We start from the raw sequence: 15316 nt of genomic DNA on the forward strand, positions 1-15316 counted from the left end.
CTCTATTGGAACTGCACCCCTCCTGAGGGAAGCGGCCGATGCGCGATGGCATAGGCGGTTTCGCGGTCCATGCCGTACATCCTGAGCAGTTGCTCGGCCAACTCCTCGCAGGCGTCCTCGCCTACCAGGTCGGGGTGCGCGATCCGGAGTTGCAGGAACCCGAGAAGCGAACCGCCCGCGCTGGCCAGCGCCACGTGCGGGTTGGCGATGCGGAAGCGGCCCGCGTCGACGGCCCGGCGGATGTCGCGCAGCGCGCGCGGTGCCAGGCCCTTGTCCGAGTCGAGGTACGGCAGTCCCGTGCGGGTGAGGATGCGGGCGACCTGCGGGTGAGTGTCGGCCAGGCGGCCGGTCAGCCGTACGGAGGCGGCGAAGACCTCGGCTGGGTCCTCGAGATCTGAGGTGAGCTCGTCCAGCAGCTGACCGTGTTCTTCGAGCACGTCGGTGATAGCGGCCTGGAAGAGCTCGTCCTTGCTGGTGAAATAGTTGTAGAAGGAGCCGAACCCGACATCGGCCACGTCGGTGAGCTCCTGGATGCTGACCTCGGCCAAGCCTTGCCGCGCCAGGAAGTCGCGGGCCGCGTCGATGAGCGCCTGCCTGGTGCGCGTCTTGCGCCGTTCCGCCCGCGACGCGGGTTTCACGGGCTCGCCGTTCTGAACCGAAATCACCTTCCCGACGATAGCCGACTTGACGGATGCGCTCCTCATTTATGATGATTTCATCATTTATGATGAAGAAATCATTTTGGGAGTGGTGATGAAACAGGACGCTCACACGAACCTGCACAGCGAGCGCGGACCGCTGCGCGGCGAACACCTGGGGAGGTCCCGTGATCCGGTGATCAAGGTGGCGGATCTGGCCTGGCTGGAGTTCGAGAAGACTGATCTCGACCGGGCCGAGGCGTTCGCCCGCGACTTCGGCTTCGCCGTCGCCAGCTGTACGCCTGACACGCTGTACCTGCGCGGGACCCTGCCGGGCGCGCAGTGCGTGGTCGTGCGCCGCGGCCCCAGGTCCCGGTTCCTCGGCCCGGCGTTCCGCGCCGCCGAGGCCGCCGACCTGGGACGGCTGGCCGCGACCACGGGCTCTGACGTGCGCGAGCTCGGGGAGTTGGGCGGCGGCCGGGTGATAGAGCTGCGCGATCCCAGCGGCTTCCCCGTACGGGTGGTGCACGGCGTGACCGACCTGCCGCCGCTCCCCGAACAGCACCCGCTGACGCTCAATGTCGGCGTGGACCCGCGCCGGATCAACCGCGCGCAGCGACCGGCGCGCGAGCCCGCTCGGGTGCAGCGCCTCGGGCACGTGGTGCTGGAGACTCGGATGTTCGAGCGGGCGCTCGGCTGGTACCTGAACACGCTCGGCATGATCGTCAGCGACTTCCTTTTCCTGGACGACCAGCGCGACCGCGGCCCAACGATGGCATTCCTGCGCTGCGACAGGGGCGGCGACCCCGCCGACCACCACACTCTCGCCATGCACCTGGGGCCCGGGGTGGGCTACGTGCACTCGGCGTACCAGGTGGCCGATCTGGACGCGGTCGCGGCCGGTGGCGAGTACCTGGCCGACCGGGGCTACCGGCGCGTGTGGGGCATCGGCCGGCACGCGCAGGGCAGCCAGATCTTCGACTACTGGCGCGACCCGGACCGGCTGATGGTCGAGCACTTCGCCGATGGCGACCTGTTCGACTGCACCGTTGAACCCGGATGGGCGCCCATGTCGGCCACCGGCCTCGCGCAATGGGGCCCGCCCGTCACCCGGGACTTCCTCGGCACCAGTCCGTCACCGGCGATGCTCCACACCGTCATGACGGCCCTGCGCGGGGAGAACGAGCTGGACGCCGCCCGACTGCTGGGCCTGATGAAAGCGATGAAAGCATGAGTGTCAACGTCGTACGTACCGAGAATTCCTGGTGGGTGGAGGACGAGGACTTCGCCTTCCCCATGGACACCACCGCGGAGACCACCGCGGACCTGCTGGCGGACCGCGCCGCGGTGCTAAACGCGAGCGGAAACGGCGTGCCGATCGCGGAGCTGAAACTGCTGTCACCCGTAACGGCGCCCTGCCGGGTCGTGGCCCAGATGGTGAACTACCGGTCCCATGCGAAGGACTCCGGATTCGACCCGAACACCGTGTCCGCCACGTTCTTCCGCAAGGCGTCAGGGTCCGTCACCGGCCCGAACGGCTCCATCGTCAAACCGCCGCACGTGCGGCTGCTGGACTACGAGGTCGAGCTGGGCTTGGTCATGGGCGCCGACCTGCCGATCGGCGCCATCGTCACCGATGCCGATCTGCCGTCCTACATCGCCGGGCTGGTGATCGCCAACGACGTGTCGGCCCGCGACGTGCAGCTGGTCAAGGGCCAGTTCTACGAGAGTAAGTCCTACCCGACGTTCACCCCGCTCGGGCCCCGGCTGGTGCTGCTGGAACCGGCTGAGTTCAGCCGCCTGGTGGACCTGCGCCTGCGGCTGTCGGTGAACCAGGTTCCGCGCCAGGACCGCACGGTGGCTGACATGATCATACGGCCTGCCGCCGCGCTGACGGCGCTGGCCCGGTTCCAGCCTCTGCGGCCCGGCGACGTGCTGCTGACCGGAACGCCCGGCGGGACGGCGTTGCAGGCGCCGCCCACGCCGGTGGAGCGGATCGGCGCGCTGCTGCCCGAGGCCGTGAAGTGGAAGATCTTCTTCGCCCGCCAGGCGAAGGTCCCGGCCTACCTGCGTGACGGCGACGTCGTCACGGCGAGGATCGCGACCGGCGACGGCGCCATCGATCTCGGCTGCCAGCGTACGCCGGTGAGGTACGCGTGAACGTCGTCCCCGTGCTCGTCGTGGGAGCGGGGCCGACCGGGATAACGGCGGCGACGCTGCTGGCCCGGCGGGGCATCCAGAGCCTGATCGTGGACCCGCACCCGAACGTGTATCCGCTGCCCCGGGCGGTGCATCTGGACGACGAGGTGATGCGCATCCTGCAAGAGGTGGGAGTGGCCGACGAGTTCGCCGCCATCAGCAGGCCCGCCCTGGGCATGCGGCTGATGGACGGGGAGCTGCGGACGATCACGGAGTTCCGCCGGGATCGTCTTGAGGGGCACCACGGGTGGCCGCAGGCGAACATGTTCGACCAGCCGGACCTAGAGGCGCTGCTCCGCGCGAACCTGAGCCGCCATCCACAGGCCGAGCTGCGGCCCGGCACCGAGGTCGTACACATCGAGCCGGGCCTTCTCGGCGATCCCATACGCGTGCGCTTGCGTGACGTCGCGAGCCGCCGGGTCTGGCAGGTCCAGGCGCACGCCGTGCTCGGCTGCGACGGCGCCAACGGCATCACACGGGAGAGCATCGGCGCGCGCATGCGGGACCTGCGTTTCGCGGAGCGCTGGCTGGTGGTGGACGTCCGTTGTGCTGTACCCCTCCAGATCTGGGATGGGATCCACCAGGTCTGCGACCCGGAGCGGGCCGCCACGTTCATGCGTATCGGGGCGGATCGGTACCGGTGGGAGTTCCGGGTACGGCCCGGTGAGACCGAGAGCGAGCTGGTCGAGTCCTTGCCGCAGCTGCTCGCCCCTTGGACTCGCGGTGTTCCGCAGGACGAGCTGCAGGTGCTGCGGAAGGCCACGTACACCTTCCGTGCCCAGGTGGCTGACAGGTGGCGAAAGGGGAGGGTGTTCCTACTCGGGGATGCCGCGCATCTGACGCCGCCGTTCATCGGGCAGGGCATGGGGGCAGGGCTGCGGGACGCGGCCAACCTGGTGTGGAAGCTGGCGATGGTGCTGTCAGAGGGGGGTGATGAGCGGCTGCTGGACACCTACCAGGCCGAACGAGGGCCGCATGTCACGCGCATGATCCGGCTCGCGGTCACGATCGGGCGGGCGATGATCGGCGGCCGGGCATCTCCTGACGGCGCGGCCCCTTTCGGCGGCCGGGAGCGGGGAGGCGGTCGGCGGGCCGGGGCCACCCTAAGGCGAATGCTGCTCGCTCAGGCCGGGCGGGTGCCCGCGATCCACGCAATCACCACGCGCAGCACGTCGCCGCGGCTGCGCCGGGGGCTGCTCGTACGCCCCCACCGGGTGCCCGTGTGGCGTGACCTGGCCGGGACCCTACCGCCTCAGCCATGGGTAACGGTCGACGGGGAGTGCCACCGCCTGGACGACGTGCTGGGCAACTCCTTCGCGATCATCGCCCTCGGCCCGATCGATCCCGAACTGGCCAGTCTGGCCCGGCGCCTGCGCGCGCCGATTGTACGCGTACGACCTGCGACGTCCGGCGGGCGCGAGCGACACGGGGCGCCCATACCTGCCGATCGCCCCGGTGAGCAGACCGTGATCGACGAAGGAGCACTGACCAGCTGGCTGCTCGACGCCGGGGCGGGGGCCGTGCTGCTTCGCCCCGACCGCGCCGTGCTGGCCGCCGCACCACTCCCCCAGCGGGCGGCCCGGATCGGAACCGGGGCCGGGGCCGAAATCGCGCGAGATGCGGCCGTGTGGCTTCAGCTCCTCCCACCGACCCGAACGGCACCAACCCGATCGACCCCTGCCAGCAAAACCCCCACGGCCCCAAACCGGACAGCCCCAACCCACACGACCTCGCCCGAGACAACCCCCGACCCGACGACGTCCGCACCCACGTCCAGGTCCACTGGGGCGCGTCGATGAGCCGTACCGACGAAAAAGCCGCTAGCAGGACGAAGGACTTGGCGCTGTTGAGCAAGGCCGGTCTCCACGTCGCGGAGACGGCGACGCCGGTTCTCGGCTTCACCCTGTCGTACTCGACCACCGAGAACCTGCCCCTCTCCCTTATCACCGGCATCGGCCTGGCCGCGGTGGTCGCGGCGTACCGGTTCAGGCAGGCCCGCAGCATCTGGCCCGCCATAGGCGGCTTCGCGCTCACCGGAGGCGCGGCTGCGATCGCCGCCCTGTCCGGGCAGGCCGCTGACTTCTTCCTCCCCGTGCTGATCACCCGCGCCTTGATCGTCGTGCTGACCCCGGTCCTGCTCCTGCTCAGATGGCCACCGGTCGCCCTAGCAACGGGGGTGCTCACCGGCCGGGGCCTGTTCTGGCGGCACTGCCCAGTCCGGATGCGGGCCTTCACCATCGCCAACCTCGCCTGGATGGCGGTGGAGGGGGCGCTTGTGGTCAACCAGGTGCGGCTGTACCTGGCCGACCGGGCGCTCGCCATGGGCGCGTTCAAGCTGCTGGTCGAGGTGCCGGCCCACCTGCTGATGGCGATCCTGCTTTGGGTGATCTACCGGCGCCTGACCCTCCGTACTTGCGGCTGTCCTCAACACGACACCCACGAAAGAGCACAGAAATGACTACCACTGTCACCTTGACCGGCACCGGCGTTCCGATCCCTTCCCCCGGCCGCGCGGGCGCGGGCGTTCTGGTCCGGTACGGTCCCACGGCCCTGCAGTTCGACGCCGGACGCGCGACCGTCATGCGCCTGACCGAGGCCGGAACCGGACTCCATGAGCTGAGTGCCCTGTTCATCACGCATGTGCACAGCGACCACGTGATCGGACTGCCCGACGTGGTGATGTCCCGGTGGATCCAGGACCATGTCTGGAACTCGGGCCCGCTCACAATCCACGCGCCGGAGGGCGAGGCCGTGGGCTTCATCCAGCGGATGCTCGACCCGTATTCGGCCGACATCGCCCTGCGCATGGAACACGTGCAGCCCGCGCCGCCGGAGCTGGACGTGCGCGCGTTCGCGTGCTCTCCGGAGGCGCGCGTGGTGTGGTCCCAGGGCGAGGTTATTGTGGAGGCCGTCGCCGTACACCACGAGCCGGTGCCGGACGCGGTGGCCTATCGCGTATGCACTCCCGACGGCTCCGTCGTGATCTCAGGGGACACGCGTGTGTGCGACGAGGTGGAGGCACTCAGCGAAGGCGCGGACGTACTGGTTCACGAGGCGTGCCGGACCACGGCCCTGCACGAGGCCGTGGCGGGCACCCCGTTCGAGCAGATCTTCTCCTACCACGCGGACACCGTCGCGCTCGGCAGCCTGGCCAAGCGCGCCGGAGTCGCCCACCTCGTGCTCACCCACCTGATCCCGGCCCCCGACGACGAGTCGGGCGAGGCGACCTTCGAGTCCGACATCCGATCCGGCGGCTACCAGGGCCGGATCACCGTGGGCCGCGACCTGATGACTGCGACGATCGGCTGACGGTCAAACGGGCCTTCCCACCGGCCTCCGGCGATCCCGCGTCGAACCGCCAGCCTTGACGTGCCTGATCATCAACCCCTGCTCATCGATGTCCACCAACTCGCGCTGCCCGGTCAGGGCCGCATCGGCGGCCGCTCCCGGGGGTCGTCGTCGAGTTTGAAACCGCCACCCGCGTCAGGGTCGGGGAACGACGGGACGCCGTTGTCACGCATGCACGCGGCGTACTTGAGCTTGTCCGCCGTGGACCACGTCGCCCCGGGGTCGTTCTGCGGGGGCGGGGCGGGCATGAGCTCCTCGCAGGCCTCGGCGGCCTTCGTCAACGCCGGGGAGTTGAGGTCGATCCCCTCGCCCATGCCCTTGCCCGGCTCCGGGTCCCTGAAGTCCGGCACGCCGTTCTCGCGGACGCACTGGGCGAAGGCCACCGGATCGGCCTTGGAACCGCCCTGCGGGGGCGGCGGCGGACGCCGAACCGGCCTGCGGCGCCAGGGAGGCCACCGTCCTGCCGGGTTCCTGTTCACTCCCGCAGGCCGCGCCGGCCATAGTGAGGGCCGCCAGCGCGACGGCCATCGCGATGCTCCTGCGTGACCGCTTCCGACTGACCACGTTCTGGCTGAGGATGCCTTCCACTTTGAGCTCCATGGTGTGCGGGTTGGGAGGGGTCCGGTCGTCGAGACGGTGCGTGCGATGGCCGTGCCGGCGACCGGACGGGGACGCCGTCGGTTACTTCTCGGGTACGGGGGTGCCGTCGCAGCCGCGGTCGATGCGGCCCGTGGTGAAGTACGACACGAGCTCGGTGGCGCAGGACGGCACGCGCAGGACGGACCCGTGCACGTCGTCGGCGACGGTGAAGACGGTGCCGCCGATGGCGGCGTGCATCTGCTCGGTCCACTCATACAGGGAGACCGCTTCATAGCGGTGTCCGGCCAGCACCAGCGACCCGCCGCCGCGCCGAGCTGGAGGTGTCGCTCGCTCACCGAGACGCGGCCAACTGGCGGGAGGTGGCCGAGCGCCTGCTGGCCGACCACCGGCGCCTCGACAGGCTGACGAGCGACCTGCTGATGCTCGCCCGCCTGGACGAGGGCACGGCGACGCGAGTCGCTACGCCGGTCCGGCTGGACGAGATCGTCGCCGCCGAGATTCCGGAGATCACCCATGCGGTCGTCACGGCACATCTGGAACAGATTGAGGTCGTAGGTGTCGTACCGGAGCTGTCCCGGTTGGTCAGAAACCTCCTCGACAATGCCGACCGGCACGCCGCCACGACGATCGACGTGCGGCTCGCCAGGGACGGTGCGACCGCCGTGCTGACGATCGACGACGACGGCGCGGGGATACCGGCCGACCAACGTGACCGCGTGTTCGACCGGTTCTACCGCGTGGACGGCGGCCGGGACCGGAGCAGCGGCGGCGTGGGGCTCGGGCTCGCCATGGTGCGCGGCATCGCCCGCCGGCACCGTGGCGACGTCACGATCAGCACGGCCCCGGCCGGTGGAGCCCGCTTCGAGGTACGCCTGCCTGCGGACTCAGCGTGGGTTCAGGTGGGCTAAGCCCGAGCTCAGCGCGGATCGGCACAGTTGGCCAGGCCAGGTCAGATTCCTGGTCACGGAGGTGAACCACCATGTCCCGGTTGATCCGCGGCTGCGTGTCGGCGTTCCTGCTCGCGCTCTCGTTGACCGCCTGCGACGGCAACGCCACGACGGGCACACCGGCCCCCTCGCCCAGCGCGTCCGGCACGCAGGACGCCCTGCTGCGATACGTCCAATGCATGCGCGACAACGGCGTACAGATGAAAGACCCGAATCCGGAGGACGCTGGAGCGGTCAGCGAGGGGATCGACACCTCCTCGGCGGTGTACAAGGCCGCCGAGCAGGCGTGCGCCGGCGAACGCAAGGGCATCGTCCAGAACAGGAAAGAGGAGGGCGACGACGACCCGAAACAGGAGACCGACGAGTTGCTCGCCCTCGCCGCATGCCTGCGCGAGCACGGCGTCGAGGTGTCCGACCCGGTGCCCGGCCAGGACGGGGGACAACTGAAGGGCCTCGACCGTACTGATCCCCGCGCTCGCAACGCCATCCAGGAGTGCCAGAAGTCCCAACCGGCGCCGTCGGAACGGGGTTGAGTTGATGCGCAAGCGAGCCATAGTCCTCACCGTGCTGGCCGGGCTGGTCGTGATCACCGCATCGGTGACACTGGCGTGGGCGTGGAACCGGCCGGCCGACGCCGACGGCGAAGATCAGGCATTCGACACAGCGGCAGTGGCCGTCCGCGATCTGCACCGCACCCAGACACTGAGCGGTGTGGTCGCCTATCGCGACCTGCGCGGCTTGTCGTCGCCGCTGAAGGGAACCATCACATGGCTGCCAGGCGTCGGCGACGATCTGTCCTCCGGGGACGTGCTGTTCAAGGTGGACAATCGTCCGGTGGTGGTGCTCCACGGCGAGGTGGCAGCCTGGCGTGATCTGCGACCGGGGATGAGTGATGGCGTCGATGTGAAACAGCTCGAAGCCGCCCTGCTCGCTCTCGGCCACGGGAAGAAGTCCAGGGCCTTTCCCGACGCTCACTGGGACGGGCGGACGACTCGTGCGCTTAAGAAGCTTCAGGCGGAGGTGGCCGCGCGTAGGGACGGCATCGCTTTCCGGGGCGAGCTGGTCTTCACCTCCGGCGACATCCACATTGCCCAGCTCGTGTCTCATGTGGGCGACCAGATGCCGTCCGACGAAGCGCCCCTGACCGTACAGAGCACCGACCGTGTGGTGCTGCTCGACCTCAACCCCATGGACAGAAACCTGGTCAAGAAAGGAGCCCCGGTGCAGATCGAGCTGCCCGGCGGCGAGCGGACACCCGGGAAGATCGAATCCATCGGAACGACTCTGGAGACCGACGCGGACGGCAACGGCGTATTCAAGGTCAACGTCGCCCTGACCGACCCCTCGGCCGTCCAGACGCTCCAGCTCGCGCCGGTGAGCGTGCACTACATCACCACCCTGGCCGAGAAGGTGCTCTCGGTCCCGGTCACGGCGATCGTCGGGATGCCCGGCGGCGGGTACGCCGTGGACATCGCCGGCCCGGGCGGCACGAGCAGGCGGGCACCGGTGACGTTGGGGGCATGGGGCGACGGCTTCGTCCAGGTCGGCGGGGACGTCAAGGCGGGCGATCGAGTCGAGGTGCCGCGGTGACTCACCCCGTGCTGGAGCTGGACGGCGTCGTCAGGGAGTATCCCGGAAGCCCGCCGGTGCGCGCCCTCGACGGTGTGAACCTGGCTGTGCTGCACGGCGAATGGGCCGCCATCGTCGGCCCCTCGGGATCCGGCAAGTCCACACTGCTCAACCTGATGGGCGGGCTCGACCAGCCAACATCGGGTGCTGTGCGCATCGACGGCCAGGACGTGGGACGCCTCGACGACGAGCAACTGTCCGGGCTGCGCGGGAGGGCGCTGGGATTCGTCTTTCAGTCCTTTCATCTCCTGCGCAACCTCACCACACTCGACAACGTCGCGACCGGCCTGCTGTACCGGGGCGTCCAGGAAGCCGAGCGGCGAGAGCGCGCGGCGGCCGTGCTGGCCCGGGTCGGGCTCGGGCATCGCCTCGGCCACCGGCCCGCCCAGCTGTCCGGCGGCGAGAGCCAGCGGGTCGCGATCGCCCGCGCGCTGGTCCGCGAACCCGCCCTGGTGCTCGCCGACGAGCCCACCGGGAACCTCGACTCGCACACCTGCGCGGAGATCATGCAGCTGTTCACCGAGTTGCACGCCGAAGGTGCGACCCTGGTGCTCATCACCCACGACGAGGACATAGCCCGCGCCGCGCCGCGCCGGGTCCACCTGCGCGACGGCCGCATCATCGAGTCGAGGCAGGCGGCATGAACCCGGGAACGGACCGCTCGGTACTCACCTTCAAGGACGCGCTGGCCGTCGGCATGCTCGGCCTGATCGGGCGGCGCGGGCGGGCCGCGCTCACCGCGATCGGCATCTCGATCGGCATCGCCGCGGTCGTATCCGTCATCGGCGTCTCGGCCTCGGCCAGAGCGAATGTCCTCGCCGTACTCGACGAGCTGGGCACCAACTACCTGACCGTCGAACCGGGCCAGTCCCTCGACGGCGACCAGCCCGCCCAGCTGCCCCCACAGGCGGGTGGCCGCCTCTCTCTGCTGGACGGGGTACAGGCAGTCGCCACGACCGCGCGGCTCCAGGCGACGGTACGGCGCAGTGACCAGATACCGCCGACCAATACGCGCGGCACCAGTGTGCTCGCCGCGGATCCCGCTCTGCTCTCCACCCTCAACGGCGAACTGGCCGCCGGGCGCTGGCTGAACGACGGACTCGGCGGCTACCCCACGGTCGTGCTCGGCGCGAGTGCCGCCCACCGGCAGGGCGTCGACCTGTCCAGAGGCGAGCAGACGGTGTGGCTGGGCGACCGCTGGTTCGCGGTGATCGGCGTCCTGCGCGAGCTACCGCTCGCGCCCGAACTGGACGAGGCCGCGCTCGTCGGCACCGGGATCGCCAGGGAGCTGTTCGGGTACGAGGGATCGCCCACCACCGTCTACGTCCGCGCCGACCCAGGCGAGATCGACGTCCTGTCCACAGTCGCCGCCGCCACCGCGGACCCCTCCGACCCGGCAGAGGTCAAGATCACCCGACCCGCCGACGCCCTGGAGGCGCGTGCCGCGGCCGACACGGCGTTTACCACGCTGCTGCTCGGCCTCGGCGGCGTCGCGCTGCTCGTGGGCGGGGTCGGGATCGCCAACGTCATGGTCATCTCGGTGCTGGAGCGGCGCAACGAGATCGGCATCCGCCGGGCGCTCGGTGCCACTCGCCGCCACGTGCGCATCCAGTTCCTGGTGGAGGCGCTTCTGCAAGCGGGTCTTGGAGGAGTCGTTGGAACGGCGTTGGGGGCGGTGATCACGATCGCCTATGACGCGGCCATGGGGTGGCCGATCGTGCTGCCGGTGGTGGGCTTGACCGGCGGCGTGCTGGTCGCGCTGGCAGTCGGCGGCCTGGCAGGACTATACCCGGCAGGCCGCGCGGCCCGTCTCGAACCGGCCGATGCCGTACGTCCCACATGATGACTTCATAGTTCGCCAACTGGACCACATCGAACTGGCCTGGCGCCGACTTTCCAGGACTATCGCTCCGGGTGCGGATGCTGCCGCTCAGACCAGCAGCGCGCTACGGCATATCATGTTGAGCGACAGGAGAACGTCAGCGTGCCGCGACACTAAATGTCAGTAGCAGAGTGTGATCGGGCAGGCGGACGGAGAGTCTGGATGAGTAAGGAACCCGAGGGCATCACCCTGGCTGAGTGGGCGGCCGAGGTCGGTCGCTCGGAGAAGAACATCCGCAACTTCTGGCGTCCCCAAGGCGGCTTTCCCGCTCCGATCGGGCGACGGCCGACCCCGCACACCACGGGTCCGGATCCCGAGCTGTACGACGAGGCCGCTCTGGATGCCTGGCGCACCCAGGCGCTCGCGCAGCCGACGCCGTACCCGATGCCGGCCGAGGCCGAACAAATGCGGACCCTGGGCGGCGTCGCGCGACTGCTGGGCGTGGACGGTAAGACGATCAGCCAGTACCGGGACGCGATCGAGGCCCGGGTGCAGGAGCGCGAGCAGCGGGGCAGCCGGACCCTGTACCGCGTGAGCGCGGTCGTCGAGGCGCTGAACGAGATCCGCCGCGGCCCCGGGGTTGCCGCCGATTCGGAGCAGGACCGTCGCAGAAGATCACCAGCCCAGCCCGGCCGGTAGATACTGAGCGATCTACAGCTTGCGGCCCGCGCAAGAGGGCCTTGGTGCCGACGTCGAGGTCGCTCTTGGCCATGAGCGTTTCGATGGTGGCATCGGTCCGCAGCCGTATGCGCCCGCCGAGGGAGGCGGGGTGCTGTGGCGGGCCCTGAACCGGTCCAGGTTCCTTGGAGGCCATCCTGTACGGGCTGCCGCCCTGCCCTAGCCGAGGGGTGCGATCAAGGGGCGTCGGCACCCCTGAACGTGCCAAGATTCGTTATGGACGAGATCCGGGTTGATGTGGTCGACGGCATCTACGCCGGGTTGGATGCGGTGCTCACCTCACACGAGGGTGACCGGGTGCTGGTCCAAGTCAGCGTCTTCGGCCGACGGACCGTGGTGGAGCTGCACCCCAGCCAGGTACGCATCGCCGGGGCCACCTCGGGGCCGCAGGTCGTGGACGTCGTCACCGACACGCATGCGGCACTGCGCGACCGGATCGCCCTCGAGCACGACCGGCTCGCCGAGACGGAAACGTTCGCATTCTTCCTTGACCGCGTCGACGCACCCGAGTCCGATCCGGCCGCCGAGTGGGACGCCTACGTCGTTCATCGCGACAAGGCTCGAGCGCGGGCCGAGGCACGCAAGCTGACCGCGCTGGAGCGGTATGGCCGCGAGCTCGCCGAGCTTGCGGTCGACGAGGCCCGCCGGGTGATCGACGCCGACCCCGCATACTGGCTGCCGGGCCGCCCAGCCGCCGCCGAACAGCGGGAACGGGCCCCCGAGCCCGACGCCGAGCAGCGCCTGCTCACCGCCATCTTCGGAGAAGTGGGCGTGGAGGCGGAAGAGGAGGCTTCGCCGTTCGACCGGGCCAGCGAACGTCTCGAACGGGCGCGGATGGCTGCTGAGGACCGGGACTACGAGCGGTGGGAGGCCGGCCGGTCCGAGGAGGAGCGCCGGGCCGGCCCCTCGCGCGGCAACCCGAGCCGGTACGCCTACGCGCGAGCGGCCCGTACCGGTGTCAGCCTGCCCCAGGAGCGCAGCATCGAACTGGCGATCCGTTCCGCGACCGGGATCAGCGACGGCCCGATCCCGCCGGAAGCGCTCGAGGCGGTGGACGGGCTCCGGCTCGACCTGTACCGGCCGGCCGACCTGTCCCCGCTCGCGCAGTTGCCGAACCTGCGGTGGCTGGCGGTGCATTCGACCGTCCCGATCGACGTGGTAGCCCTCGCCTCAGCCCTCGCCCCGGCGCGGAGCCTGCGCGAACTGACGGTCGAGGCTCCGATCGACGACATCGGCCCGCTCGCCCGCCTGACCCAGGTCACCTCCCTCACGTTGGACGGCGCCCTGGTCACCGACATCTCGCCCGTGGCCGCCGCGACGCACCTGCGTGATCTGTCCATGTGCGATGGCCCGCTCGAGGACCTCACCCCGCTGGCCGGGCTCCAGCTGCGCCGGCTGTTCGTGCACCGGACCCGGGTACATGACCTGTCCCCGCTCGCCGGCATGGTGACGCTGCAGGTGCTGGGGCTGGTCGCCTGCCCCGTGCAGGATCTGTCGGTGGTCACCGAGCTGCCCGGGCTGCATTTCGTCAGCCTCGGGCGCACGAGGATCGCCGATCTCGGCGACCTCCCGGAGCGGGTGCCCGGGGTCACCTTCGAAAGCGTCGGCGAACTGGCTCCGGCGCCGTCCGACGCCAGTGCACCGGCGGCCGCAGCGAGTCCCTTGGCTGATGAGCCGGCGGGCGCGCTTGCCGCCAAATTTCACGCCGCCGAGGACGATTGGGTCCGGAAGGGACGGCTTGCGCGGGCGATGCTCGCTGGGCGCCGTCTCGACCTGGTTCAGCCGATCGTCGAGGATGGCACGACGGTGAGCGGGCTCTTCCTGCACGACGGCATCGGCGACGTGCCGTTCCCGGACAATCCGTGGCGCATCCCGGCCGACGCCGGGCTCGCCGCCGCGCTCACGCGGGTCTGGGCTCCGGTCGCCGAGCTCGCGCCGCGGTTTGTCGCTGCCGTCCGCGACCGTACCCTCACCTTGGCCCTGCTCTCGCAGGACGACGGCACGGCGGCGCTCGGCTACTTCGCCTGGCACCGGGACGACGACGGCAGCGGACGGCTCATCCCTGCACCGGACGGTCTTGACAGGTTCGCCGACCCGGCCATCGACTATCACCTGTCCATCGTGATCGGCGCCGCACCGCACTACGCCGACCCAGCCGCCAGGGTGCCGCTGCTGGCTGGGCCGGTGCCACGACCGATCCGTGACTTTTGGGCGACCCACCACCACCTGAAGCCGGCTCTTGGCGATGGCGTCGGCGGCGCGCTGACCATGAACACCCTGGAGTTCTTCGACGGCGATAGCTGGAGCGTGGCAGCCAAGCGGCTCGGCGGGCTGCCGCCGGACCGGTTCGTCCACTCTGTAGGCCGTGCCGACTACGACGATTACGTCCTTGACCTCGACGTGCTGGACGGGGACGGCAATCCCACGGTCGCCGCCTGGGCATTCAAGGGGTGGGAGATCAGCGGCCACAAGCAGTTCTGGGATTGGCTGGACGGCATCGGCACCGACCTCGTCTTCGGCCCGTGACGCGGGCCGGGCATGACCTCGTAAGCGCGCCGTGTCACGCAGGCGAAGGCGCAGACGGGTGCCGGGCGTGCGCCCGAGCGTGGCGGCCTCGGCGTCCATCGAAACGCCTCCGGGACCATGATCGGGCCCCGACCACGACGGGTTTTTAGATAACCTTCGTTACCTGGCAAGATAGCGATCACGGACGTAGCGCGAGCTGGGCGGTAGTTGTTCAGTGCGGATGCTTCGTTTCCCGGTTATCTGGCAACCTGGCGAACGGTGGAGGTCGGCACGGTGGATCCGGTCATCGCCGAGCAGCTCGGCCGCTCCCACCCGCTCGCGGCGCACCTGGACGATTTCCTCACTGACCTGGCCAACGCCGGGAAGTCGGCGCACACTCGGCGCGCCTACCGCGGCGACCTGCTCGCCTTCGCCGCCCACCATGGCGAGGAGATCGGCGAACTGACCGCCGCGCCGGTCCGTGCGTTCCTGGCCGAGTTCGCCGAGCTGTCGCCGGCCAGCCGCAAGCGCAAGCGCGCCGCCGTCGCCTCCTTCGCCAAGTCGGCGCGTCCGTTCCATCAGCCAAGCGACTGCGATTCCTCGGTTGTCGATGTGGTAACTGGTCGGCCGCTACGTCCGGGGCCCGGTGAGGCCATGTCGCAGCAGCCCGGTGAGGGTGTCGATCGCCTCGTCATCGCCGAGTGAGCGGCCGATGGGTTCGCCGCCGGTGAGCCAGACCGCGCAGAACCCTTCCGGCGAGGCGGGCGACGGCGCGCAGGCCGCGGAGCTGGCCCTCGAACTCCAGCCGGACATCGTGCTCATGGACGTCCGGATGCCCGAGGTCGACGGCGTCGAGGCGACCCGCCGCGTCTGCACCGGCACCGACCGGG

16 protein-coding genes and 1 pseudogene are annotated in these 15316 nt (G+C 70.0%); 14 read left to right on the forward strand and 3 right to left on the reverse strand.

Features of this window, described 5'->3' with window-relative positions:
* Window positions 1–2 precede the first annotated feature (2 nt).
* A complete protein-coding gene (locus ABEA43_RS65810) occupies window positions 3–665 on the reverse strand; it encodes a TetR/AcrR family transcriptional regulator (protein WP_345580468.1) in 663 nt (220 codons plus the stop codon).
* Window positions 666–753: 88 nt separating this feature from the next.
* Between ABEA43_RS65810 and ABEA43_RS65815 the strand changes: the two genes are divergently transcribed.
* The 5 genes from ABEA43_RS65815 to ABEA43_RS65835 are packed head-to-tail and all read left to right on the forward strand — an operon-like array spanning window position 754 to window position 6146.
* Window positions 754–1872: a VOC family protein gene (locus ABEA43_RS65815; protein WP_345580470.1), complete on the forward strand. Its 1119-nt coding sequence runs from the start codon at window positions 754–756 to the stop codon at window positions 1870–1872.
* Window positions 1869–2798: a fumarylacetoacetate hydrolase family protein gene (locus ABEA43_RS65820; RefSeq protein ID WP_345580473.1), complete on the forward strand. Its 930-nt coding sequence runs from the start codon at window positions 1869–1871 to the stop codon at window positions 2796–2798. The genes ABEA43_RS65815 and ABEA43_RS65820 overlap by 4 nt, the downstream gene beginning before the upstream one ends.
* Window positions 2795–4636, forward strand: a complete 1842-nt coding sequence (gene mhpA, locus ABEA43_RS65825) for a bifunctional 3-(3-hydroxy-phenyl)propionate/3-hydroxycinnamic acid hydroxylase MhpA (RefSeq protein WP_345580476.1) — start codon at window positions 2795–2797, stop codon at window positions 4634–4636. The genes ABEA43_RS65820 and mhpA overlap by 4 nt, the downstream gene beginning before the upstream one ends.
* 47 nt (window positions 4637–4683) lie before the next feature.
* The gene (locus tag ABEA43_RS65830; protein ID WP_345580479.1) at window positions 4684–5295 is read left to right on the forward strand and encodes a DUF3159 domain-containing protein; all 612 of its coding nucleotides are present in this window, start codon (window positions 4684–4686) and stop codon (window positions 5293–5295) included.
* On the forward strand, window positions 5292–6146 hold the full coding sequence (locus ABEA43_RS65835; RefSeq protein WP_345580482.1) for an MBL fold metallo-hydrolase: 855 nt from the start codon (window positions 5292–5294) through the stop codon (window positions 6144–6146). The genes ABEA43_RS65830 and ABEA43_RS65835 overlap by 4 nt, the downstream gene beginning before the upstream one ends.
* 113 nt (window positions 6147–6259) lie before the next feature.
* Here the strand turns inward: ABEA43_RS65835 and ABEA43_RS65840 are convergent, their stop codons facing one another.
* Together ABEA43_RS65840 and ABEA43_RS65845 are read right to left on the reverse strand one after the other, a co-directional pair.
* Window positions 6260–6568 (reverse strand): hypothetical protein, encoded by a 309-nt coding sequence (locus ABEA43_RS65840; RefSeq protein WP_345580485.1) that lies wholly within the window; start codon window positions 6566–6568, stop codon window positions 6260–6262.
* 298 nt (window positions 6569–6866) lie between these two features.
* Window positions 6867–7076 carry an alpha/beta hydrolase gene (locus ABEA43_RS65845; RefSeq protein ID WP_345580488.1) on the reverse strand — a complete coding sequence of 70 codons (210 nt, stop codon included), beginning with the start codon at window positions 7074–7076 and terminating at the stop codon, window positions 6867–6869.
* Window positions 7077–7105: 29 nt separating this feature from the next.
* Here ABEA43_RS65845 and ABEA43_RS65850 point away from each other — a divergent pair, with 29 nt between their 5' ends.
* From ABEA43_RS65850 to ABEA43_RS65890, 9 genes and pseudogenes are all read left to right on the forward strand, one after another.
* Window positions 7106–7693, forward strand: coding sequence for a sensor histidine kinase (locus ABEA43_RS65850; protein ID WP_345580491.1), 588 nt, complete (start codon window positions 7106–7108; stop codon window positions 7691–7693).
* Between the two features lie 71 nt (window positions 7694–7764).
* The gene (locus ABEA43_RS65855; protein ID WP_345580494.1) at window positions 7765–8265 is read left to right on the forward strand and encodes a hypothetical protein; all 501 of its coding nucleotides are present in this window, start codon (window positions 7765–7767) and stop codon (window positions 8263–8265) included.
* Between the two features lie 31 nt (window positions 8266–8296).
* Window positions 8297–9322 carry an efflux RND transporter periplasmic adaptor subunit gene (locus ABEA43_RS65860; RefSeq protein ID WP_345580497.1) on the forward strand — a complete coding sequence of 342 codons (1026 nt, stop codon included), beginning with the start codon at window positions 8297–8299 and terminating at the stop codon, window positions 9320–9322.
* Window positions 9319–10005, forward strand: coding sequence for an ABC transporter ATP-binding protein (locus tag ABEA43_RS65865; RefSeq protein WP_345580500.1), 687 nt, complete (start codon window positions 9319–9321; stop codon window positions 10003–10005). Before ABEA43_RS65860 ends, ABEA43_RS65865 begins: the two co-directional genes overlap by 4 nt.
* Window positions 10002–11204, forward strand: a complete 1203-nt coding sequence (locus ABEA43_RS65870) for an ABC transporter permease (protein WP_345580503.1) — start codon at window positions 10002–10004, stop codon at window positions 11202–11204. Before ABEA43_RS65865 ends, ABEA43_RS65870 begins: the two co-directional genes overlap by 4 nt.
* Before the next feature lie 201 nt (window positions 11205–11405).
* Window positions 11406–11882, forward strand: a complete 477-nt coding sequence (locus ABEA43_RS65875) for a hypothetical protein (RefSeq protein WP_345580506.1) — start codon at window positions 11406–11408, stop codon at window positions 11880–11882.
* Between the two features lie 255 nt (window positions 11883–12137).
* Window positions 12138–14447, forward strand: coding sequence for a hypothetical protein (locus ABEA43_RS65880; RefSeq protein WP_345580509.1), 2310 nt, complete (start codon window positions 12138–12140; stop codon window positions 14445–14447).
* 258 nt (window positions 14448–14705) lie between these two features.
* Window positions 14706–15131, forward strand: a complete 426-nt coding sequence (locus tag ABEA43_RS65885) for a site-specific integrase (protein WP_345580512.1) — start codon at window positions 14706–14708, stop codon at window positions 15129–15131.
* A 49-nt stretch (window positions 15132–15180) separates the two neighbouring features.
* Window positions 15181–15316, forward strand: a pseudogene (locus tag ABEA43_RS65890) (response regulator); the annotation flags it as partial.

This window comes from Nonomuraea rosea (assembly GCF_039539705.1).
Taxonomy (GTDB): domain Bacteria; phylum Actinomycetota; class Actinomycetes; order Streptosporangiales; family Streptosporangiaceae; genus Nonomuraea; species Nonomuraea rosea.

Excerpts from the sequence above, each read along its gene's own strand:
- ABEA43_RS65815 (WP_345580470.1), top strand. The coding sequence starts at position 754 with ATGAAACAGGACGCTCACACGAACCTGCACAGCGAGCGCGGACCGCTG.
- ABEA43_RS65820 (WP_345580473.1), top strand. The coding sequence starts at position 1,869 with ATGAGTGTCAACGTCGTACGTACCGAGAATTCCTGGTGGGTGGAGGAC.
- ABEA43_RS65835 (WP_345580482.1), top strand. The coding sequence starts at position 5,292 with ATGACTACCACTGTCACCTTGACCGGCACCGGCGTTCCGATCCCTTCC.
- ABEA43_RS65855 (WP_345580494.1), top strand. The coding sequence starts at position 7,765 with ATGTCCCGGTTGATCCGCGGCTGCGTGTCGGCGTTCCTGCTCGCGCTC.
- ABEA43_RS65870 (WP_345580503.1), top strand. The coding sequence starts at position 10,002 with ATGAACCCGGGAACGGACCGCTCGGTACTCACCTTCAAGGACGCGCTG.
- ABEA43_RS65875 (WP_345580506.1), top strand. The coding sequence starts at position 11,406 with ATGAGTAAGGAACCCGAGGGCATCACCCTGGCTGAGTGGGCGGCCGAG.
- ABEA43_RS65880 (WP_345580509.1), top strand. The coding sequence starts at position 12,138 with ATGGACGAGATCCGGGTTGATGTGGTCGACGGCATCTACGCCGGGTTG.